This is a genomic window from Micromonospora sp. NPDC004336 (genome assembly GCF_053602615.1).
This window is the reverse complement of sequence record NZ_JBSGDY010000047.1, coordinates 19,232-40,486: the sequence shown is the minus strand read 5'-3', so window position 1 is coordinate 40,486 and position 21,255 is coordinate 19,232. Positions and strand designations below refer to the sequence as shown.

The window sequence follows — 21,255 nt, the reverse complement described above, 5'->3', positions numbered from 1 at the left end:
GGCCGCCGAGCACGGCGCCGGGACCGAGGAGGTGCCGGCGGCGCGGGCGGCGCTGGCCGCGTTCCGGCACGCCGGCGACGTCATGGGCGAGTTGGAGGCCCGCGCCGTGCTCTGCGGGCTGCTGGTCGCCCTCGGCGAGCACGACGAGGCGCGGGGGCAGGCCGAGGCGGTGCTGGCGCTGGCCAGCCGGAGCGGCCGGATCAGGGACATGGCGGTGGCGCAGAACAACCTCGCCTGGCACGACATCCGGGTCGGCGACCTGGTGGCCGCCCGCCGCCGGCTGGCCGCGGTCGACCGGCTCGCCGCGCAGTGCGGGGAGCAGCGGCTGCGGCTGATCGCCCGCGCCAACCTCGCGGAGGTGTCCCGCCTGGAGGGCCGGTACGCCGAGGCCGTCGAGCAGGGCCGCCGGGTGCTGACGGCGCTGGCGGACCTCGGCGACCCCGGTCACCGGCGGCGGGTGCTCGGCACGGTGGGCCTGGCGCTGGCGCGGGACGGGCGGTCGGCCGAGGCGGCGGAGGTGCTGGCCGAGCTGCGGCCCGACCGGCCGTCGGCGCCGCTCGCCGAGGACGGGTGGCCCGAGGGCGCCCGCTGGCAGCCGGTGCGCGGGACCCTGCCCGGGGACGGCGTCTGCGCCCTGATCGAGGGGAGCCTTGCCCTGCACCGGGGCGATCGCGAACTGGCGGCGGAGTGGTTCGCCGCCGCCGCCGAGGCCGGCGTCGAGGGGCAGGACCGGCGCGACGTGGTGGAGGCGCTGGTGGGGCTGGCCGCCAGTACGGGCGATCCGGCCGTCCTGGACCGGCTCGACCGGTTCCGCCTGCGCAGCGGCATCCGGTTGCTGCCGAACGAGGAGGAGTTGCTCTGCGCCCTGACCGCTGCCCGGAGCACCGGCGGTCGGGCCTCCGCGTAGACCGCTGGTCGCGCCGGGGACGGGAGCGGGTGTGTCTCGCTGGTCGCGACGGGGACGGGAGCGGGTGTGCCTCGCTGAGCGTGCCGGGGGTGGCGCGGGCGACGATGCCCCTCTTGCTACCCCTCGCTCGTCGCCCGCGCCGTCACCCCCCGGGTGCGTCCCCACTGCCCGAAGGGTAGCCACCGTCCGCTCGCGCCTCCGTCCGGTTTGATCGACTATCTCCCCGTGGGCGCGGCAGTTCTGCCGCTCTTTCTGCCGGTGCCTCCGAGCGCGGGCGTCAGCTCCGGGACGGTCAGGCGTGGGCGGTCGCCGGGTCGGCGGTCGGGGCCGCCGCGCCGCTGCCCGCGGTGGCGCCCGGGTGGACGGCGTCCCGCACCCGTCGCAGGCCGTCGAGCAGGGCGTCCAGCGCCGCCGGTTCGAGTTGGCCGGTGAACCACTCCTCGATGATCCGCAGGTGACCGGGCATGGTCTCGTCGAGCCGCTGCAGGCCGGCGGCGGTGACGACCGCGTACGAGCTGCGTCGGTCGGACGGGCAGGCGCGCCGGGTCAGCAGGCCGTCGCGCTCCATCCGGTCGACCACCCGGGTGACCCCGCTCGTGGAGAGCGAGGTCTGCGCGGCCAGGTCGGTCATGCGCAGCTGGTTGCCGGGCGAGCGGGCGAGCCGGGTCAGCACCTCGAACTCGACCGTGGAGAGGCCGTGCTCCTCGAACTGGGCGGCGAACCGGGCCGACAGCCCGGCGTGCGCCTCGAAGAGGAGGCCGGCGGCGGTGATCCGGGGGTCGTCGAACACGTTCTGATCCACCTGTTCATCCTACCAGTACTTGACACAGGGAATGTTGTGCGTTCTATAGTTGCTCAAGCAGTCGTTGGGCTACTAAATCAACTTCCACGGAGGGCAGTTCCATGACCAGCAGCACCGAAGCGGTTACCCGCGACTGGGAGGGCCTCACCATCCCGACCGCCGGCACCTACCTGCTGGACGCGGCGCACAAGCGCGTGGGTTTCGTCGCCCGCCACATGATGGTCAGCAAGGTACGCGGCGAGTTCGCGGACGCCTCCGCCACCATCGTCGTCGCCGACGACCCGATGCAGTCCTCGGTGACCGCGACCATCCAGGCCGCCAGCATCGACACCAGCCAGGCCGACCGGGACGGGCACCTGCGCAGCCCCGAGTTCCTGGACGCCGAGACCTTCCCCACGCTGGAGTACCGCAGCACCGGCGTCAAGTCCCGCGACGGCAACGAGTTCGTCCTCTCCGGCGAGCTGACCGTCAAGGGCGTCACCCGCCCGGTCGACCTCGAGGTCGAGTTCGAGGGCGTCGGCCGCAGCCCGTTCGGCCAGGACATCTTCGGCTTCTCCGCCACGACCGAGATCGACCGCGAGGAGTTCGGCCTGACCTGGAACGTCGCGCTGGAGACGGGCGGCGTGCTGGTCGGCAAGAAGATCAAGATCGAGATCGAGGGCGAGGCCGTCCGCCAGGCCTGACCCCCGCCGTACCGCGTCCCGGGCCCGCGCCGCACCCCGGCGCGGGCCCGGCGCGCGTCCGGGACCGGGACGGTGCGATTTGTCACGACTTATTCGCGGCCCGGTCCGCGTGGCGGGCGGTACCGGCTGGGTAGTGATGCCGCCGGGAGCGTCGGTCGACCGGCCGTGGATGGTCCCGGCCGATGGATAGCCGGGTCCCGCCTCTGGTGCGGGCGCGGGCGGCGCTCCTAACCTGAATGGTTCACCACGCGCATCTCCGGGCCGGTACGGTCCCGACTGCGCCTCGCGCCGGGAGGAAACATGGGCAGGGACGTCGAGCAGGACGCCTTCTCCCGGGAGGACCGCGTCCGCTACCGGCAGAAGGTGCGGCGGTGCCTGGACGTCTTCGCCCTGATGCTGGACGACTTCGGCTTCGACGCCGACCGGCCGATGACGGGCCTGGAGATCGAGCTGAACCTGGTCGACTCCGCCGCCGAGCCGGCGATGCGCAACGACCAGATCCTCGCCGACATCGCCGACCCGAGCTTCCAGACCGAGCTGGGGCAGTTCAACCTGGAGCTGAACGCGCCGCCCCGGCTGATCGAGGGGACGGGCTTCGCCGACTACGAGCGGGACCTGCGTGGCAGCCTCACCCGGGCCGACGAGCGGGCCGCCAAGTCGGACGCGAAGATCGTCCTGGTCGGCATCCTGCCGACGCTCACCGAGCGGCACCTGGTGGTCGACAACCTCTCCACCAACGAGCGCTACCGGGTGCTCAACGACCAGATCGTCGGCGCCCGCGGCGAGGACATCGAGCTCGACATCCGGGGGGTCGAGCGGTTGCGGACCCACACCGACTCGATCGCCCCCGAGGCCGCCTGCACCAGCCTCCAGTTCCACCTCCAGGTCGCCCCCGACAGCTTCGCCGACTACTGGAACGCCTCCCAGGCCATCGCCGGGGTGCAGGTGGCCGTGGGCGCGAACTCGCCCTTCCTGTACGGCCGGCAACTCTGGGCGGAGACCCGGATCGCCCTGTTCGGGCAGGCCACCGACACCCGGCCGGACGAGCTCAAGGCGCAGGGCGTACGCCCCCGGGTCTGGTTCGGGGAACGCTGGATCACCTCGATCTTCGACCTGTTCGAGGAGAACGTCCGCTACTTCCCGCCGCTGCTGCCGATCTGCGAGGACGAGGACCCGGTCGAGGTGCTGCACGCCGGCGGCGTACCGGAGCTGGGCGAGCTGCGCCTGCACAACGGCACCGTCTACCGGTGGAACCGACCGGTCTACGACATCATGAACGGCCGCCCGCACCTGCGGGTCGAGAACCGCGTGCTGCCGGCCGGCCCGACCGTGGTCGACATGCTGGCCAACGCCGCCTTCTACTTCGGCCTGGCCCGGGGGCTGGCCGAGGCCGACCGGCCCATCTGGAGCCAGCTCACCTTCAGCTCGGCGGAGGAGAACTTCCACGCCGCCGCCCGCCGCGGCATGGACGCCGTCCTGCACTGGCCCCGCCTCGGCGAGGTGCCGGTCACCAAGCTGGTCCTGGACGTCCTGCTGCCCAGCGCCGCCGCCGGGCTCGACCGGTTCGGGGTGGCCCCGGCCGAACGCGACCGGCTGCTCGGCATCATCGAGCAGCGCTGCCGTACCGGCCGCAACGGCGCGGTCTGGCAGACCGAGGCCGTCTGGTCGGCCGAGCGGCACCGGGGCATGGACCGGGACGCCGCCCTCCACCACATGCTGCAGCGCTACGCGGAGCTGCAACGCACCAACGAGCCCGTACACACCTGGCCGGTCGACTGACCGTCGGCCGCGCGGGCCGGCGATCGCGATCAGCGGGTGCGGCGGCCGGACCGGGGCCGGCGGCCGCCGGGCGGCGACTGCTCAGGACCGGCCTCCGGGGCCGCCTGCTCGCCGGCGACGGGCGCCAGCGCCGGACCGTCCCCGGACACCGTCGGCGGAGCCTCCCCCGCCACGGGTACGGCGGGATCGCCGACCCGCGTCGCCACCCCGGCCGGGGCAGCGGCGGGTCCCGCTTCCGCCGGCCCCGCGGGAGTGGTGTCGGTGTCCGGTCCGGCCGGTTCGTGGTGCCTCGCCGGCGACGGGTCGTCGGGGAGACCGGCCGGTTCGCCGGTGCGCTGCCGGGGCACCCGCACCGCACCGTGGCGCGCGGCGTGCCGGGTGGCCCGCTGGGCGAACGCGGCGACCAGGACGGAGCCGCCGACCCCGACGATCACCGCGTACGGCGCGATCAGGTGCGCCGACACCTGCTCCGGGCTGATCGCGGTCAGCCTCGGCACCGCCAGGAAGTACGCGGTCGCGACCAGCAGCGGGCCGGCCGCGCCGGAGGCGGCCGCCCCGACCCGGCGGTCGGCGTGTCGGGCGCTGCCCCGGGCGGCCAGAGCGCCGATCAGCAGCGCGGAGCCGAGCGACAGCAGCGCTCCCGGCCAGTAGAAGTAGTCCCGGATCCAGAACTGCCCGTCGTCGGCGCTGAGCTGCCAGATGCCGAGCTGGGCGCTGGTCAGCCCGCGCCCGGCCAGCACCCCGTCGACCACCGCGACCACGGCGAGCAGCCAGAGCCAGCCCACGGTGGCGATCACGTTGTTCGCGGCGGCCCGCGAGCGCAGCGCCCAGAGGGCCGTCAGCACCCCGACCAGGACACCGACCGCTGCGTACGCGGCCGCGACGTTCCGGGGAGAGCCGGTGTCGGCCGCCACCGCCGTCCGCGCCGGCACGGCCACCAGCAGCACGGTGACCAGCGCGCCCAGCCCGGCGGCCAGGGCGAGCGCGACGTGCCGGAGGGCGCCGTCGCCCGGCCCGGTGACGGTCGGGTGGCCGGGGTCGTCGACGCTCGGGTGGCCGGGCTCGTCGACGGCCGTGCCGCCGGGAGTGGACCGGGGCTCGTCGACGGTCGTGCCGGCGGAGGTGGACCGGGGCTCGGTGGCGGTCGCGTCGCCGGCCACGGCAGGGGGCGCCGGCACCCGGTCGCGTAGCCGCTGCGCGCACACCGCCCCGGCCACGGTCGAGGTGGCCGCGATCCAGGTGGCCCAGATCAGGCCGGCCACCCAGGCGGTCGCGCCGGCGGTGGCGTCCGGCGGGGCCCAGTTGATGATGCCCAGCCCGTAGCCGAAGCCCAGTTGGGCCGCGCCCGCGCCGGCAGCGACGCCGACCGCGGTGACGATCGATCCTCCCCAGCCCCGTCTGGCCATGCCGGGCAGCGTAACGTCCCGTGCTCGGCGCGGCGAGTCGTGACGGGTTCCCACCGGACGACCGGAACGGCGCCGGGCTTGGCGGCGGCGGATACGGTCGCCGGTGATCGAGGCGGGTGGAAACGGCATGACGGACGGGTACACGGGCGACGCGCGGAACAGCGACGGCCCGGGCCGGTTGACCGTGCTGCTCGGCGGCGGGCTGGCCCTCGTGCTGCTCGCCGCCGTCGGGGCGACCGGCGGTTGGCTCCTGGCCGGGGAGGACGACGGACCGACCCCGCCGGCCGCGGCGGCGGACGCGACACCCACCGGCACACCGGGCCCGACCCGGTCGACGCCGTCGCCGCCGCGCAGGACCGCCTCGCCGACCGGCCTCACGGTGCCCGAGGTGGTCGGGGAGGACTTCGCCGAGGCCCGCGACGAGCTGCGCGAGCGGCGGCTGGGCTGGCGGCTCGTCTTCACGGGCGGCGGTACGGGAAGGACGGTGGAGCGCGCCTCCCCGCCCGTCGGGACGCAGGTCCGCCCGGGGCACACCGTGACGCTGTACGTGAGCGGGCCGGCCCCGGCCGCGACCGTGCCGGACGTGACGGGTGACGACTGCGACGATGCGGCCGACGACCTCGTCGACGAGGGCTTCTACCCCCGGTACCGCTCGGGCCGGACCGGCCCGGTCACCCGGCAGGATCCGGTCGGCGACAGCACGGGCAGGTGGAACGACCAGGTGTCGATCTGGTGCGGCGAGGCGTCGGCCGCCCCGGACTCGGCAGCTCCGACACCCTGACGGGACCTTCGGCACGTTGATCCCGGCCGATGGCCGCCCGGGCCGCTAGGTTGGCCTCAGGGGCCGCGATGCCCGCCCGGTTCGGGAAAGGACGTGCCATGAGCGAGCGCCAGCGAGCGAATCGTCGGCACAGTGCGGTGGTGCCTCGTGTCGGTACGCAGCGAAGCGGAGTGCCGGCATGAGCGACGACCGTCGGGAACCGCCCGCCGGGGAGGGCGACGACCCGACCCGCCCGCTGCCCCCGTCGGGCGGGTCGGAGCCGGCGGACCGCACCCGGCGGCTGCCCGGCCCCGAGGGCGGGGCGCCCGCCGGGGGCGACGCGACCCGGGCGATGCCCGTCGACCGCACCGCCCCGATGGACCGTACGGCCGTCGAACCGCCCGGGCGGTCCGGCCCGCCGGCCTGGTCGGGTCGCGCCGAGGTGCCGCCGCCCCGGCCGGCCGATCCGCGCGAGGCCGGCACCGAGTGGTACGCCGAGGAGGCCGGCGGCCGGCGTTGGTGGCTGCCGATCGTGTGGGGTGTGGTCGCGCTGCTGCTGCTCGGCCTGCTCGGCGTCGGGCTCTGGCTGGCCCTCCAGTCGGCGGACGACGGTCCGTCCGGCCCGGACCCGTCCCCCTCCCCGCCGGTGACCCGCGCGTCGCCGACGACCCCCGCGCCGACCTCGGCCGCCCCGACCACCCCGTCGCCCTCGGCGCCGGCCACCACGGCGGCGGCGCAGGTGCCGATGCCTCCCGTGGTGAACCTGCCGCTGGAGACGGCGCGGGCGATCCTGGACGATCTCGGGCTGGAGCACCGGGTGGAGTACCGCGAGTCCGACCGGCCGGAGGGCACGGTGATCCGCACCGACCCGGAGGCGGGGGAACCGGTTCCCGACGGGGAGGAGGTCACCCTGGTGGTGTCCCGAGGAGCGCCGTCGCCGAGCGGCGGCGAGCCCACGCCGACCGGCGCGCCGACCTCCACCCGGTGAGCCGCTGACGGCCCCGCCCCGAGCGGCCAGCTGCCGACCCCCCTCGCTGCCGGCAGCTGGCCGAGCGGCGGGGTCACCACATCCGGCGTCTGGTCCCGACCAGGCCGAGCCCGGCCAGGGAGATGGCCAGGCCGAAGATCCCGGACCAGAAGAGGGAGCGGCGGGCGTCGTCCGGCGTGTGGCGGGCGGCCTCCGTCGTCCCGCCCGACACCTCGGGGTCGACCGTCGTCCCGGGCTCGTCGGCGGCGCCGAACGCGTCGGCCCCGTCCGGGTAGGGGGCGTCGAGGGCGGCCGACCCCTCGTCGTCCGACGGGTCGTCGTCGACCACGGTGATCTCCGGTGCGGGGACCGGGGCGGTCAGCCGGGTGGTGGACGACAGGGCGGGGTCGCGGACCACGACCACCAGCGTCGTGGCGGCGCCGATCAGCGCCAGGATTCCGAAGGCGTAGGCGATACGGGAGCGGTGGTGCCGCCGCGCGGCGGGCTGATTGACCATGGCCATCCCAGGTTCGGGGTCCTGGACGCGCGGGGTGGAACCTGCCGGGGTGGGCGTACCTCGATTCTATGGCTCGCCCACCCCCTCCGACTGCCGATCGCGCAGCTCAGCCCACGCGGACCGGGGTGCGGACGACCGGCCGGCGCGGCGCGCGCACGGTGTGCGGGCGGGGCTCGGGAGCGGCCCGCAGTTGGCGCAGCCCCTCCCGCTGGACGAAGATCGACCGCCGGTTGACCGCGTCCCCCGATGCGTTCAACTCGTAGCCGTCGAGCCAGACCCAGCCGTCGTAGGTGGGCCAGTCGAGCACCCGGATCACCCGGAACATGATGGGTCTGAGGAACTGGACACTCGCCGCGCGAGTCACGTGCAGTACGTCACCAGAGCGGGGAAGCACATGGGCTCCTGGTAGGGATCGGCCGGCGGACGGGCCGGCGTGAGCGGGTCGGGGGACGTCTCGGTGCCGGCGACGGGGTCGTGCCCTCGTGGACCGGTGGTGCGGGTGGTGGTGGTCGGGCCGTACCCGCTGGTGGCGAGCCGCCACCCGACCATCACCCGGCTGCTCCGGGTAACCGCTCCCGCCGCCGCAGCCAACTGGCGTGCAGCGGCGGGGTCATCAACCCGGGGCAGGTCTGGTTGCCGAGGACGGGTGGTCCCACCGGCCCGCGTCCCGGATCCCGTGGGGTCACCACGGCGGGGAAGCGGACGGAGACGGTGAGTAACCCGTGCCATACGGACAGAGTGCATCAGCGACGTGCTTCATGCAAGTTGCACGTCGACTTTTGCCGATACGTGAGCGGCTCGCGCGAAGCGGCGCTTGAAGCCGTTCACGTATGGGCGGCACACTGGGGGCCGGTTTCGCCGTCGCGGCCGGCCGATGACCGGCACCACCCCTCGCCGCGAACGACTCGCCCGCCGAACTGACGGTCGCGCCCCGGCGGGGGACGACGACAGCGGCGCGCGCGAGGCGGAGGTGGACCGGTGAGGGCCGACAGCCGGGGGTCCCGATCAGCGGGCGGGGTGTGCGGCCGTGAGTGAGCGGCGCAGCCCGACCATCCGTCGTCGCCGCCTGGGCGCGGAACTGCGCCGGCAGCGGGAGGCGGCCGGGATCACCATCGAGGTGGTCGCCGAGCAGCTGGAGTGCTCGGCGTCGAAGATCTCGCGGATCGAGACCGGGCACACCACGGCGACCCCGCGCGACGTGCGGGACATGCTCCGGATCTACGGGGTGGTGGGCGCCGAGAGCGACGAGCTGGTGCAGATCGCCCGGGAGGCACGGCAGAAGGGCTGGTGGCACCCCTACAGCACCGTCCTGGTCGGCGCGTACGTCGGGCTGGAGGCGGCGGCCAGCTCGATCCGGGCGTACGAGCAGCAGGTGGTGCCCGGCCTGCTGGAGACGGAGGAGTACGCGAGCGCGATGATCCGCGCCGCGCGGCCGGACTTCACGGCCGACCAGGTCGCACAACGGGTCCGTGTCCGGCTGGGCCGTCAGTCGTTGCTGACACAGGAAGATCCGGTCGATCTGTGGGTGGTGCTCGATGAGGCGGTGGTGAGCCGGCCGGTGGGCGGGGACGAAGTAATGCGTAGCCAGCTCAAAAGGCTGGTCGAGGTGGCCGAACTGCCGAACGTGACGGTGCAGGTCCTGCCCTTCGAGGTGGGGGCGCACGCCGGCATGGACGGGACCTTCACGATCCTCAGCTTCCCCGAGCCCGGTGATCCGGATGTCGTGTACGCGGAGAACGCCACGGGTGGGCTCTTCCTGGAGAAGAGCGACGAACTGCAGAAGTACAGCTTCATCTTCGATCACATCCGATCGGCTGCCATGCCTCCGGAGGAGTCCATCGCACACATCGCGAAACTGGCAGAGGAGCCGTTGTGGAAATGGCGACCAAGGGGTTCCCCGTGGACCTGACGCGGGCAGCATGGTTCAAGAGCTCGAAGAGCGGGCCGAACTGTGACAACTGCGTGGAGGTGGCGTACGTGACGGGGGCGGTCGGCGTGCGGGACTCGAAGGACAAGACGGGTCCTGCCCTGGTCTTCGCCCCGGGCGAGTGGCACGCCTTCGTCGCCGGCGCCAGCTGTGGTGCGTTCGGCCGGGACTGACCGGTAGGTGACGGGTGTCCCCGTCCGGCGCGCGGGCCGGGCGGGGACACTGCCGTGCCCGCGTCCGGGCGGCGGGTGAAGAAGCCCGGGCATCCCGTCGCCACATCGGGGCCCGTGTCGTTGTACCCCTCGATACGGCGCTGGTCGACAACCCGCCGCACGAGTCGCGACCGAACGAGGCAGGCGAGACGGATGACGACGATCGGGTCAGACAACCTCACCAACGGGCCGGGCAAGCCGGAGCGCTTCGGGGGCAAGTACCGCGGCGCGCGCCGGGACACCGTCCTGACCGAGGTGGTGTCGACCGACACGGAGGTCGGCGGCCGGGAGCCGGCGACGACCGCGCCGGAGCAGGGCGGCGCGCCGCTCTCCCTGCCGTCGCTGGACCCGAACCCGCTGACCGAGCCGTCGTTCCCGCCGGGCGGCTGGTCGATGGAGCCGACGGAGTCGCTGGTCGACCACCCGCTGCTGCGCGGGCTGCTGATGGAGCTGCCGCCGAAGGGCAGCGTCCCGCCGCCCGGCTGGCTCGACCGCTGGTTCGAGGCCACCCGGGCGATCCTGGAGCTGCTATACGTGCAGGGCCCCGGCCGCTCGCGCTGACGCCGGCCGGGGCGGCGCGGCCCGCTCGGCGAGGCGGCTGTGCCGCAGCGCGTGCCGTACGCCGATGGCGGCGACGCCCAGCACGCCGGCGGTGATCGCGGGCCCGGCGACGCCGGGCCCGAACGGCAGTCCGGGGGCGCCGGCCGTGATTACCGCTGGCAGCATCGCCAGGCCGGTGACCTGGAGCGGAAGCCCCACCAGCGGGTGCGCGGCGGCGGCCCGCAGGCCGTGCGGGGCGGGCGTCCGCGGCGCCGCGGCGAGCGCTCCCGCGCCCGCGCGCAGCCGGCGCACCCGGCGCACGGTGCAGGTCGCGACCAGGAGCGCCGGAGCGGCGGCGAGCGGGAGGCCGGCGGCGGCCCGGTCCACCGGGGTCGCGCCGGCGCTGGCGAGCCCGGCGGCCAGCACGGCGGCCGTCAGGCCCAGGCCGGACAGGGTCAGGGCGAGCACCCATCCGGTACGCCGGCGCAGGGCGCCGGCGCGGTCCAGCGTCGGCATGCCGTCCGCGAGCCACCCGGCGGCCAGCCAGACGGCGGCCAGCGGGGCCAGGACGGTGAGGTGACTCTCCATGACGCAGAGCATTGCCCGTTTTCGACGAGCGTGAATCCGGGGCGGGCCCCCGTTCGTCCCGTAACGCGTCCCGTAGGGGGTCATCTCCCCGGCGGTATAGACAAGTCGACATGTTTGAATTGAGTGCCGCCCCGCTCTACCCTCTGCTTGATCGGCATCTATCGATTCTCTCGCCATGGACGTCGGACGGTCGGGTGCCGGTCGGAGGGAGTAGAAGATGGGTCTTCCACGTAGGTCCCTGCTCGTCGGGCTGGCCACCATGGCCATGGTGGCCACCGCCACGCCGGCCCTGGCCGCCGAGCCCGTCGGCACGATCCGCGCCGCAGGCGGTGCCACCGCCGTGGCCGACAGCTACATCGTCGTCTTCAAGGACAGCTCGGTCGCCAGCAGCGGCGTCGGCAACACGGCGCAGCGGCTGGTCGACCGGCACGGCGGCGCGGTCGCCCGCACCTACGGCGCCGCCCTGCGCGGCTTCGAGGTCCGGGTCGGCGCCAAGGCCGCCGCCCGCATCGCGGCCGACCCCGCCGTGGCGTACGTCGAGCAGAACCACACGGTCTCCATCGCCGGCACGCAGACCAACCCGCCGTCCTGGGGCCTGGACCGGATCGACCAGCGGGCCCTGCCGCTGGACAACTCCTACACGTACCCGAACACGGCGAGCAACGTGACCGCCTACATCATCGACACCGGCATCCGGTTCAGCCACAGCGACTTCGGCGGCCGGGCGGTCTCCGGCTACGACGCCGTCGACGGCGGCTCGGCCGACGACTGCAACGGGCACGGCACGCACGTCGCCGGCACCGTCGGCGGGTCGGCGTACGGCGTCGCCAAGGGCGTCCGCCTGGTCGGCGTCCGGGTGCTGAACTGCTCCGGCAGCGGCACGAACGCCGGCGTCATCGGCGGCGTCGACTGGGTGACCGCCAACGCCGCCAAGCCGGCCGTGGCCAACATGAGCCTCGGCGGTGGCGCGAACACCACGCTCGACACCGCCGTGCGGAACTCCATCAACTCGGGCGTGAGCTACGGCCTCGCGGCCGGCAACGACTCCGGCGGCAACGCCTGCAACACCTCGCCCGCCCGCACCGCCGAAGGCATCACCGTCGGGTCGACGACCAACACCGACGCCCGGTCGTCGTTCTCCAACATCGGCACCTGCCTGGACATCTTCGCGCCCGGCTCGTCGATCACCTCGGCGTGGTACACCAGCGACACCGCCACCAACACGATCAGCGGCACCTCGATGGCGACGCCGCACGTGGTCGGCGCGGCGGCCCTGGTGGCCAGCGCCAACCCGACCTGGACGCCGCAGCAGGTCCGCGACTACCTGGTGAACAACGCCACCAACAACGTGGTGACCAACCCGGGCACCGGCTCGCCGAACAAGCTGCTCTACGTCGTCAACGGCGACACCCCGCCGCCGCCCAACGACTTCTCCGTCTCGGTCTCGCCGACCTCCGGCTCGACCGCGCCGGGCGGCTCGGTGACCGCCACGGTCGCCACCGCCACGACCAACGGCTCCGCCCAGTCGGTGAGCCTCTCCGCCAGCGGGCTGCCGTCCGGGGCGACCGCCTCGTTCAGCCCGGCCACCGTCACCTCGGGCGGCTCCGCCACGCTCACCATCAGCACCTCGGCGAGCACCCCGCCCGGCACGTACCCGGTGACCGTGACGGGGACCGCCGCCTCCGGCAGCAAGACCGCGACCTACTCGCTGACCGTGACCGGCACCGGCGGCGGCAGCTGCTCCGGCACCAACGGCACCGACGTCGCGATCCCGGACACCGGCGCCACGGTGAGCAGCTCCATCACGATCTCCGGGTGCGCCCGCAACGCCTCGTCGGCCTCGACCGTCGCGGTGAACATCGTGCACACCTACCGCGGTGACCTCGTCGTCGACCTGGTCGCGCCCGACGGCTCGTCCTACCGGCTGAAGAACAGCAGCTTCTGGGACGGCGCGGACAACATCAACACCACCTACACGGCGAACCTGTCGAGCGAGGCGGCGAACGGCACCTGGCAGCTGCGGGTGCGGGACGCCTACGCCGGTGACTCCGGCTACATCAACACCTGGACCCTGACCCTCTAGGTCCTCGACAGGGTGCGGCCCCTCCCGGTCCACCGGGAGGGGCCGCACCGCTCGCCGTCGGGTCAGACCGCGAAGCTGCCGGGGTGCTCGGTGGCCGGGGCCGGCGGCCTCGCCTTCCACAGGCCCGTCTTCTGCGCGGCCAGCCGGGCCAGGTAGGCCGGGTTCAGGATCACGTACCGCCGCCACAGCCGCTTGGGCTCCAGGCCGAGCCGCCAGAACCACTCCAGGCCCGCCCGCTGCATCCACGGCGGCGGCTGGCGCAACAGCCCGGCGTGGTAGTCGAAGGCCGCCCCGACCGCCATCAGCGGCATGTCCAGCAGCGGCCGCATGGCGTACGCGAAGACCTCCTGGCGCGGGCAGCCCAGCCCGACCAGGACGAGCCGGGCGCCGCTGGCCCTGATCCGGTCGGCGATCTCGACGTCCTCGCCCGGCTGCACCGCCCGGAACTTGGACGGCTCCACGCCGGCGATCTTGAGCGCGGGGAACATCCGCTCCAGCGCCGGGATCAGCTTCGCCAGGGTCTCCTCGGTCGAGCCGTAGAGGTAGACCGGCAGGCCCTCGTCGGCGAAGCGGGAGAGCACGTGCAGGGTCAGCGTCGGGCCGTAGACGCGGTCGGTGAGCCCGGCGCCGTGCAGCAGGTTGAGCGCCCAGCGCACCGGCTGGCCGTCGGGGGTGACCACGTCGAAGGAGTTCAGCCGGGCGTTGTGCGCCGGGTCGAGCACCCCGGTCATCACCCCGTGCACGGCCAGCGCGGTCAGCGCCAGCGGGCGGCGCTCCTGCGCGGCCGCCACCACCTGCTCCGTTGCCGCGGCGTAGTCGGTGGCGTCGACCAGCACGCCGAGGACGTTCCGCTTGCCCCTGGCGGTCATGACGCCGGCACCCACTTGTCCACGTTGGCCTCGTAGATCTCACGCATGATCATGGGAACGTCGTAGACCTGCTTCCACTCCGGATAGTCGGCCTGGAACGCCTCGTTCGAGCCGATCCACCACTTGTGGTCGCCGATCCGGTTGGCCTCGACGTACTCGGTGATCATCTTCTCGCCGGTGATCTGCTCGGCCAGCGCGAACGCCTCCCGGTTGGAGGTGTTGGAGTGCCGGCCGCCGCCCAGGTTGTAGACCGCCGCCGAGCGCGGGTTGCGGAAGAACGCCTCGAACGCCGAGACCACGTCCGAGCTGTGGATCGCGTCCCGCACCTGCTTGCCCTGATAGCCGAAGATCTTGTATGTCCGGCGCTCCATGTTGGCGCGCATCACGTAGCCGAGGAAGCCGTGCAGCTCCGTCGCCGAGTGCGCCGGCCCGGTCAGCGTCCCGCCCCGGAAGCAGGCCGTCCGCATGCCGAAGTAGCGGCCGTACTCCTGCACCATCACGTCGGCCGCGACCTTGGAGGCGCCGAAGATGGAGTGCAGGCAGGCGTCGATCGACATGTCCTCGCGGATGCCCTGCTCGTACGGGTGCCCCGGCTCGATCTCCCACCGCGTCTCCAGCTCCACCAGGGGCAGGCTGTTCGGCCGGTCGCCGTAGACCTTGTTGGTGGAGCAGTGGATCACCGGCGCCTCGATGCAGTGCTCGCGCACGTTCTGCAGGACGTTCAGGGTGCCGGCGGCGTTCACGTCGAAGTCGGTGAACGGGTCGCGCACCGCCCAGTCGTGCGACGGCTGGGCGGCGGTGTGGATCACCACGGCGACGTCGCCGGCGTACCGCTTGAAGAGCTTGCCCAGCGCGGCGCGGTCCCGGATGTCGATGCTGTGGTGCGAGTACGCGGCCCCCAGCTCGTCGGTCAACCGCCGGACGTTCCAGGCTGTCGAGGCCTCCTCGCCGAAGAACTCCTGCCGCATGTCGTTGTCGATGCCGACGACGTCGAGACCGAGGCCGGCGAAGTGCCGGACCGCCTCGGAGCCGATCAGCCCGCCCGACCCGGTCACGAATGCGACACTCACACGCCACTCCTGGTCCTTCGGAGGCAGAAACCATCGGAGCATAGCGTGACGTACGGCACGCCCCGACACGCAGCGAGGGCCCCGCATCACTGCGGAGCCCTCGCTCTATCGGTGGGGAAGGGGGGAGTTGAACCCCCACGCCCTTTCGGGCACACGGACCTGAACCGTGCGCGTCTGCCATTCCGCCACTTCCCCGTGGCTTGACCTCGAACACTGTAGTCTGTGCCGGTCCTGCTGTCTCCAGCGGGCCCCGGACATCCTACGCGGTCCGTGGTCGTTGCCCCGATCGGTTACCGTCTGTGAGGCGGTACCGTTCGTGGCGGACGAAAGAGTAGCACGACAGCAGGGGCCCTTCCGAACGGGCCGCCGTCAGCCGGCCGAGCGGCGTGTGAGCTGCGCGCCCGCCGGCCGGATACCATCATGTCCTCGGGACCCGAGGAGGAGCCGGTGAGCGTGCTGCAACGCTTCGAGAAGCGTCTGGAAGGCCTGGTCGAGGGAGCCTTCGCCAAGGTCTTCAAAGGGGTGGTCCACCCCGTGGAGATCCTCAACGCCATGCAGCGGGAGGCCGAGGCGCACAAGGCGATCCTGGCCGGTGGGCGCACGTTGGTGCCCAACCGCTACGTGATCGATCTCTCGCCCTACGACCACAGTCGGCTGGCGCCGTACGCCGCCGCGCTGGCCCAGGAGCTGGCCCAGTCGCAGGCGGAGTTCATCGGCGAGCAGGCCTGGACGGTCTACGGCGACGTGATCGTCGAGATCGAGCGCGGCGAGGGGCTGGACACGGGCATGTTCCGGGTCACCGCCGAGGTCTACACCGGCGGCGAGGTGGCCCCGGTCTCGGCGCCCGGCTACGACGCCGGCCCGCCCGCCTACCCCGCTTACGACCAGGGCGGCGGCTACGGTCCCCCGCCCGGCCACGGCGGCAGCCGCAACGTGCGGCTGGTCTCCGGTGACGGGCGCACCTACCCGCTCCAGATGGGCTCGACCGTGATCGGCCGCGGCGACCAGGCCAACCTGCGGCTGCCCGACGTCGGCATCTCGCGGCGACACGCCCGGCTGGACTTCGACGGCGGCCAGGTCGTGCTCACCGACCTCGGGTCGACCAACGGCACGATGGTCAACGGCCAGCGGGTCTCCGCCGTCGCGCTCAACCCCGGCGACATGATCCAGCTCGGCACCACGACGCTGACCTTCCGCGTGGACGGCTGATCCGCCTTGCCGGAACTCGTCATCACCGTCGCCCGGTTCGGGTTCCTGATCCTGCTGTGGATCTTCGTGTTCACGGTGGTCGGCGTGATCCGCCGGGACCTCTTCGCGGGTGCCCGGTCGGGCCGGCTGGTGGCCGCCCCGCGGGCGGTCGGCGCCTCGCTCGGGCAGGCGGGGAAGCCGGCGAAGGCGAAGCGGGGCAGGGCGGCGCACCAGCTCGTGGTCACCGCCGGCCAGCTGGCCGGCACCCGGATCACCCTCGGGGAAGCGCAGATCACGATCGGTCGGGCCGAGGATTCCACCCTCGTCATCACCGACGACTACGCCTCGGCACGGCACGCCCGGCTGGTGCCCCGTGACGGGCAGTGGTTCGTCGAGGATCTCGGCTCGACTAACGGCACGTACCTCGATCGCGCTAAGGTCACCGGACCAACCCCCGTCCCCCTCGGCGTGCCGATCCGGATCGGCCGCACTTCTCTCGAATTACGGCCATGACTCTGACCCTGCGCTATGCGGCCCACAGCGACCGCGGTCTGATCCGAGACGGTAACCAGGATTCCGTCTACGCCGGGCCGCGGCTACTCGCCGTCGCCGACGGCATGGGCGGCATGGCCGCCGGTGACGTCGCCAGCAACATCGTCATCGGTGCCATGGCGCCGCTCGACGAGGACGTCCCGGGTGACGCCCTCGTCGACGCGTTGCGTTCGGCCGTGGGCACCGCCAACCAGCAGCTCCGCGACACCGTGGACGCCAACCCGCAGCTGGAGGGGATGGGCACCACGCTCACCGCCACCCTCTTCTCCGGCAGCAAGCTGGGCATGGTCCACATCGGCGACTCGCGGGCCTATCTCCTGCGCAACGGCGAGTTCGCGCAGATCACCAAGGACGACACGTACGTCCAGATGCTCGTCGACGAGGGCCGGATCAGCGCCGAGGAGGCGAGCAGCCACCCGCAGCGGTCGCTGCTCACCCGGGCGCTCGACGGCCGCGACATCGACCCGGAATACAGCGTCCGCCAGGTGCTCCCGGGCGACCGCTACCTGATCTGCAGCGACGGCCTCTCGGGCGTGGTCAGCGCCGACACGATCGCCGAGACCATGCGCGAGTACGCCGACCCCCAGCAGTGCGTCGAGCGGCTGGTGCAGCTCGCCCTGCGCGGCGGCGGGCCGGACAACATCACGGTGATCATCGCGGACGCCAGCGACCAGGACATCGTCGAGGCGAGCCCGATCGTCGGCGGCGCGGCCGCCCGCGACCGGGGCATGGCGACCTCCGCCGACGTCTCCACCCCCGCCGCCCGCGCGTCGGCGCTCAACGCCCCGCGACCCCCCGCTCCCGAGGAGCCCGCCGGCGACGACGACGAGCCGGACCGCCCGAAGCACCGACCGGTGCGCGCCGCCGCGATGACGCTGGCGCTGCTGGTGCTCCTCGGCGGGGCCGTCTTCGGCGGCTGGAGCTACACCCAGCGGCAGTACTACGTCGGCGCGACCGAGGACGGCCAGGTCGCGGTGTTCCGGGGGATCCAGGGCGAGATCGCCGGCATGGACCTCTCCACCGTGCACTCCACCAGCCCGGCCGACCTCGACGACCTCACGCTGGCCGCGCAGGAGCAGGTCAAGCAGGGCATCCCGGCCAAGAGCGAGCCGGACGCCGAGCGTCGGCTGGCCGAGCTGACCAGCGACAGCCCGACCAACCCGAACCTGAAGCCGGTCTGCCCGCCCAGCCCGAGCGCGGTGGCCGTCACCACCCCGACGCCGACCGGCGGCGCGGCGACGCCCACGCCGTCGGCCAGCACGAACCCGACGGCCGCCGGCCGTTCGGCGACGCCGGCCGCGCCGACCACCACGCCCGAAGCCACGCCCTCCGACCCGGTCACGCCGACGCTCGACCCGGCCGCCTGCCGGTCGCCGGAGTGAGCGTCGGCTCGAATCGGAGGACGATCCGTGACCGCAGCGGCCATCCCGGCACCCTCGCCCGCCACCACGGGCGAGCAGCCCGGCGTGCGCCTGGCCCGGTCCCGGCGTAACGCCGAACTCTCGCTGCTGCTGCTGGCCATGGTGCTGGTGGCCGCGTACGGGGCGATGGTCGAGGCGAACGTGCTCGACACCGTCACCGCCGACTTCTGGATGCCGGCCGCCGCGCTCACCGCCGTCTTCCTCGGCCTGCACCTGGTGATCCGGTTCCTGGCGCCCTTCGCCGACCCGGCCCTGCTGCCGGCCGTCGCCCTGCTCAACGGCATCGGGGTGGGCTTCCTGCGCCGGCTCGACCTGGGCGACGCCGTCCCCGCCGAGCGGGCGGACCTGGCCGTCTTCGCCGGCAACGGTGGCCGGCAACTGGCCTGGACGCTCCTGTCGGTGATCCTCGCGGCGGGGCTGCTCGTCGTGATGCGCGACCACCGCTCGATCTCCCGCTACGCGTACACCCTGGGGCTGGCCGGCATCGTGCTGGTGATGATCCCGGCGGTGCTGCCGAGCCGCTTCTCCGAGATCAACGGCGCGAAGCTGTGGATCAAGTTCGGCGAGAGCTTCTCGATCCAGCCCGGCGAGTTCGCCAAGCTGGCGCTGCTGGTCTTCTTCGCCTACTACCTCGTGCGCAAGCGCGAGGTGCTGTCGCTGGCGAGCCGCCGCTTCCTCGGCATCGACTTCCCGCGCGGGCGCGACCTCGGCCCGGTGGTCGCGGTCTGGCTGGTCAGCGTCCTGGTCCTCGTCTTCGAGAAGGACCTGGGCACCTCGCTGCTCTACTTCGGCATGTTCGTGGTGACGCTCTACATCGCCACCGAGCGGGTCAGCTGGCTGCTCATCGGCCTGGTGCTCTTCTTCGGCGGCGCCTACCTGGCGTACGTCCTCGGTGACCTCGTCGGCGGGCCGTTCGCCAACTTCTACCTGCGGGCGCAGATCTGGCTGGACCCGTTCGCCGACCCCTACGTGGACGGCTACCAGCTGGTGCAGGGCCTGCTCGCGCTCGGCACCGGCGGCATGTTCGGCGCCGGGCCGGGCGGCGGCCAGCCCGGCAAGCTGCCCGAGGTGCAGAACGACTTCATCTTCGCCGGCATCGGCGAGGAGATCGGGCTGTTCGGCCTCTCCGCGCTGCTCGTCGTCTACCTGCTGATCGTCGAGCGGGGCCTGCGGGCGGCCCTGGCGGTCCGCGACTCGTTCGGCAAGCTGCTCGCCGGCGGCCTGGCCTTCACCCTCGGGCTCCAGGTCTTCGTGATCGTCGGCGGGATCAGCAAGCTCATCCCGCTCACCGGCCAGACCACCCCGTTCCTCTCCGCCGGCGGCTCGTCGCTGATGGCCAACTGGCTGCTCATCGCGGTGCTGCTGCGGATCTCCGACGGGGCCCGCCGGCCCGTCACCGGCGGGGGCGGCAAGGCGGCCCGACCGTCCGGCGGCCCGCCGGAGCAGCTGCACGGTGCCCCCACGGAGGTGATCAGGCCGTGAACGCACCCCTGCGCCGCGTCGGCGTCGTCGTGATGGTCCTCTTCGGGTTGCTCTTCGCCAACCTGAACTGGATCCAGGCCTACAAGGCCGACGAATACCGCACGAGCGACTACAACGGCCGGGTCCAGGTCGCCGAGTACGAGCGCAAGCGCGGCAACATCGAGGCCGGCGGCACCGCGCTCGCCACCAGCAAGGAGACCAACGGCGAGCTGAAGTTCCGCCGCACCTACCCGGCCGGGGCGAAGTACGCGCACGTCCTCGGCTACAAGCCGGTCAACCTCGCCGACACCGGCATCGAGAAGTTCGAGAACGACTTCCTGGCGGGCACCAGCGACGCGCTGATCGCCAACCGGGTCAAGGACATGTTCACCGGCAACGACACCGGCGGCGGCAACGTGCTGCTCACCCTCTCCAAGCGGGCGCAGGACGTCGCGTACGAGCAGTTGCGGAACAACCGCCTCGACGTCCCGAAGGGCGCGGCGGTCGCCGTCGACCCGCGTACCGGAGCGGTGCAGGCGCTCGTCTCCATCCCGAGCTACGACCCCAACCCGCTGGCCAGCCACGACACCGACGAGGCGACGGCCGCGTACAACAAGCTGGAGGGGGACCCGGCCGGCCCGCTGAAGAACCGGGCCCTCGGCGAGGTGCTGCCCCCGGGCTCCACCTTCAAGATCGTGGTGGCCGCCGCCGCGCTGGAGAACGGCATCGGTCAGGACACGTCGATCTCGGCCGGTTCCAGCTACACCCCGCCGACCTCGGGTTCGCCGATCCGCAACGCGGCGCCCTCCATCTGCCCGGAGTCCGAGGTGACGCTGATGAGCGCGGTCACCGAGTCGTGCAACACCGGCTTCGCCAAGCTCGGCGTCCGGCTGGGCGCGGACAAGGTCAAGGAGAAGGCCCGGCAGTTCGGCTTCGAGCAGGAGGACCTCACCGTCGGCCAGCTCGGCGAGGGCGGCCACCCGGTGGCGGCGAGCCGGACCGGGGACATGCAGAACCCGGACGGCAGCACCGACCCGGCCGCGCTGGCGCAGTCCTCGATCGGCCAGAACAACGTGCGGATGACCCCGCTCCAGGGCGCGATGATCGCTGCGGCCGTCGCCAACGACGGCAGCCAGATGCGGCCGTACCTGGTCCGCCAGTTGCTCGCCCCGGACCGCACCACGAGCTACTACACGGCCAAGCCGAAGGAGCTGCGGCAGCCGGTCAGCGGTCAGGTCGCCGGCGACCTGCGGGAGATGATGGTCAGCGTCGTCAGGAACGGCACGGGCGGCAACGCGCGGATCGACGGCTACACCGTCGGGGGCAAGACCGGCACCGCCCAGTCCGCGCCCGACCGGCCCGACCACGGCTGGTTCATCGGCTTCGCCCTCGACAAGGACGGCAACCCGGTCTCCGCGGTCTGCGTGGTGCTGGAGCAGGCGGGGCCGGGCGGCAGCGCCGAGGCGGCCCGGATCGCCGGGCAGATCATGCGGGCCGCGATCGCCGATCCCGGGGGCCGCTGA

At 73.2% G+C, this 21,255-nt stretch carries 21 protein-coding genes, 1 tRNA gene and 1 pseudogene; 14 read left to right on the top strand and 9 right to left on the bottom strand.

Translation table 11 applies throughout. The annotated features are described in order from the left end of the window. A pseudogene (locus tag ACWENR_RS13135) lies at positions 1 to 907 on the top strand (XRE family transcriptional regulator); the annotation flags it as partial. Positions 908 to 1,199: 292 nt separating this feature from the next. Here ACWENR_RS13135 and ACWENR_RS13130 read toward each other — a convergent pair. Then, positions 1,200 to 1,709: a MarR family winged helix-turn-helix transcriptional regulator gene (locus tag ACWENR_RS13130; RefSeq protein ID WP_452277215.1), complete on the bottom strand. Its 510-nt coding sequence runs from the start codon at positions 1,707 to 1,709 to the stop codon at positions 1,200 to 1,202. Positions 1,710 to 1,810: 101 nt separating this feature from the next. Between ACWENR_RS13130 and ACWENR_RS13125 the strand changes: the two genes are divergently transcribed. Further along, entirely contained in the window at positions 1,811 to 2,392 is a 582-nt protein-coding gene (locus ACWENR_RS13125) for a YceI family protein (protein ID WP_452277214.1), read from the top strand. A 300-nt stretch (positions 2,393 to 2,692) separates the two neighbouring features. Beyond that, positions 2,693 to 4,171, top strand: a complete 1,479-nt coding sequence (locus tag ACWENR_RS13120) for a glutamate--cysteine ligase (protein WP_452277213.1) — start codon at positions 2,693 to 2,695, stop codon at positions 4,169 to 4,171. A gap of 29 nt (positions 4,172 to 4,200) precedes the next feature. On the opposite strand, the gene ACWENR_RS13115 is transcribed toward ACWENR_RS13120, so the two are convergent. Continuing rightward, the gene (locus ACWENR_RS13115) at positions 4,201 to 5,577 is read right to left on the bottom strand and encodes a hypothetical protein (RefSeq protein ID WP_452277212.1); all 1,377 of its coding nucleotides are present in this window, start codon (positions 5,575 to 5,577) and stop codon (positions 4,201 to 4,203) included. Positions 5,578 to 5,704: 127 nt separating this feature from the next. On the opposite strand from ACWENR_RS13115, the gene ACWENR_RS13110 reads away from it, so the two are divergent. Beyond that, positions 5,705 to 6,358: a PASTA domain-containing protein gene (locus tag ACWENR_RS13110; RefSeq protein ID WP_452277211.1), complete on the top strand. Its 654-nt coding sequence runs from the start codon at positions 5,705 to 5,707 to the stop codon at positions 6,356 to 6,358. Positions 6,359 to 6,536: 178 nt separating this feature from the next. Beyond that, positions 6,537 to 7,325: a PASTA domain-containing protein gene (locus ACWENR_RS13105; RefSeq protein WP_452277210.1), complete on the top strand. Its 789-nt coding sequence runs from the start codon at positions 6,537 to 6,539 to the stop codon at positions 7,323 to 7,325. A 73-nt stretch (positions 7,326 to 7,398) separates the two neighbouring features. Here the strand turns inward: ACWENR_RS13105 and ACWENR_RS13100 are convergent, their stop codons facing one another. The 3 genes from ACWENR_RS13100 to ACWENR_RS13090 form a co-directional block, all read right to left on the bottom strand. After that, a complete protein-coding gene (locus tag ACWENR_RS13100) occupies positions 7,399 to 7,827 on the bottom strand; it encodes a hypothetical protein (RefSeq protein ID WP_452277209.1) in 429 nt (142 codons plus the stop codon). A 100-nt stretch (positions 7,828 to 7,927) separates the two neighbouring features. Continuing rightward, complete coding sequence (locus ACWENR_RS13095; RefSeq protein WP_452277208.1) at positions 7,928 to 8,215, bottom strand: hypothetical protein; 288 nt, start codon at positions 8,213 to 8,215, stop codon at positions 7,928 to 7,930. Continuing rightward, entirely contained in the window at positions 8,182 to 8,370 is a 189-nt protein-coding gene (locus tag ACWENR_RS13090) for a hypothetical protein (protein WP_452277207.1), read from the bottom strand. The genes ACWENR_RS13095 and ACWENR_RS13090 overlap by 34 nt, the downstream gene beginning before the upstream one ends. 478 nt (positions 8,371 to 8,848) lie before the next feature. Here ACWENR_RS13090 and ACWENR_RS13085 point away from each other — a divergent pair, with 478 nt between their 5' ends. From ACWENR_RS13085 to ACWENR_RS13075, 3 genes are all read left to right on the top strand, one after another. Further along, positions 8,849 to 9,730 (top strand): helix-turn-helix domain-containing protein, encoded by an 882-nt coding sequence (locus tag ACWENR_RS13085; protein WP_452277206.1) that lies wholly within the window; start codon positions 8,849 to 8,851, stop codon positions 9,728 to 9,730. Beyond that, positions 9,700 to 9,921 carry a DUF397 domain-containing protein gene (locus tag ACWENR_RS13080; protein WP_452277205.1) on the top strand — a complete coding sequence of 74 codons (222 nt, stop codon included), beginning with the start codon at positions 9,700 to 9,702 and terminating at the stop codon, positions 9,919 to 9,921. Before ACWENR_RS13085 ends, ACWENR_RS13080 begins: the two co-directional genes overlap by 31 nt. Before the next feature lie 192 nt (positions 9,922 to 10,113). After that, positions 10,114 to 10,521, top strand: coding sequence for a hypothetical protein (locus ACWENR_RS13075; protein WP_452277204.1), 408 nt, complete (start codon positions 10,114 to 10,116; stop codon positions 10,519 to 10,521). Here ACWENR_RS13075 and ACWENR_RS13070 read toward each other — a convergent pair. Further along, positions 10,489 to 11,088, bottom strand: a complete 600-nt coding sequence (locus ACWENR_RS13070; RefSeq protein ID WP_452277203.1) for a hypothetical protein — start codon at positions 11,086 to 11,088, stop codon at positions 10,489 to 10,491. The genes ACWENR_RS13075 and ACWENR_RS13070 overlap by 33 nt on opposite strands. A gap of 217 nt (positions 11,089 to 11,305) precedes the next feature. On the opposite strand from ACWENR_RS13070, the gene ACWENR_RS13065 reads away from it, so the two are divergent. Further along, complete coding sequence (locus ACWENR_RS13065) at positions 11,306 to 13,171, top strand: S8 family peptidase (RefSeq protein ID WP_452277202.1); 1,866 nt, start codon at positions 11,306 to 11,308, stop codon at positions 13,169 to 13,171. A gap of 62 nt (positions 13,172 to 13,233) precedes the next feature. Here the strand turns inward: ACWENR_RS13065 and ACWENR_RS13060 are convergent, their stop codons facing one another. The 3 genes from ACWENR_RS13060 to ACWENR_RS13050 all read right to left on the bottom strand — a co-directional run bounded on the left by ACWENR_RS13060 (position 13,234) and on the right by ACWENR_RS13050 (position 15,305). Next, positions 13,234 to 14,040 (bottom strand): WecB/TagA/CpsF family glycosyltransferase, encoded by an 807-nt coding sequence (locus tag ACWENR_RS13060; protein ID WP_452277201.1) that lies wholly within the window; start codon positions 14,038 to 14,040, stop codon positions 13,234 to 13,236. Next, positions 14,037 to 15,152, bottom strand: coding sequence for an NAD-dependent epimerase/dehydratase family protein (locus tag ACWENR_RS13055; RefSeq protein WP_452277200.1), 1,116 nt, complete (start codon positions 15,150 to 15,152; stop codon positions 14,037 to 14,039). Before ACWENR_RS13055 ends, ACWENR_RS13060 begins: the two co-directional genes overlap by 4 nt. Positions 15,153 to 15,222: 70 nt before the next feature. After that, positions 15,223 to 15,305, bottom strand: a tRNA-Leu gene (locus tag ACWENR_RS13050). A gap of 225 nt (positions 15,306 to 15,530) precedes the next feature. Here ACWENR_RS13050 and ACWENR_RS13045 point away from each other — a divergent pair. From ACWENR_RS13045 to ACWENR_RS13025, 5 genes are all read left to right on the top strand, one after another. Beyond that, positions 15,531 to 16,319, top strand: coding sequence for an FhaA domain-containing protein (locus tag ACWENR_RS13045; protein WP_091100240.1), 789 nt, complete (start codon positions 15,531 to 15,533; stop codon positions 16,317 to 16,319). A gap of 6 nt (positions 16,320 to 16,325) precedes the next feature. After that, positions 16,326 to 16,811 (top strand): FHA domain-containing protein FhaB/FipA, encoded by a 486-nt coding sequence (locus ACWENR_RS13040; RefSeq protein WP_091100238.1) that lies wholly within the window; start codon positions 16,326 to 16,328, stop codon positions 16,809 to 16,811. Further along, positions 16,808 to 18,232 (top strand): PP2C family protein-serine/threonine phosphatase, encoded by a 1,425-nt coding sequence (locus tag ACWENR_RS13035; protein ID WP_452277199.1) that lies wholly within the window; start codon positions 16,808 to 16,810, stop codon positions 18,230 to 18,232. The genes ACWENR_RS13040 and ACWENR_RS13035 overlap by 4 nt, the downstream gene beginning before the upstream one ends. Positions 18,233 to 18,316: 84 nt before the next feature. After that, positions 18,317 to 19,753 (top strand): FtsW/RodA/SpoVE family cell cycle protein, encoded by a 1,437-nt coding sequence (locus ACWENR_RS13030; protein WP_452277217.1) that lies wholly within the window; start codon positions 18,317 to 18,319, stop codon positions 19,751 to 19,753. Continuing rightward, positions 19,750 to 21,255, top strand: a complete 1,506-nt coding sequence (locus ACWENR_RS13025) for a peptidoglycan D,D-transpeptidase FtsI family protein (RefSeq protein WP_452277198.1) — start codon at positions 19,750 to 19,752, stop codon at positions 21,253 to 21,255. The genes ACWENR_RS13030 and ACWENR_RS13025 overlap by 4 nt, the downstream gene beginning before the upstream one ends.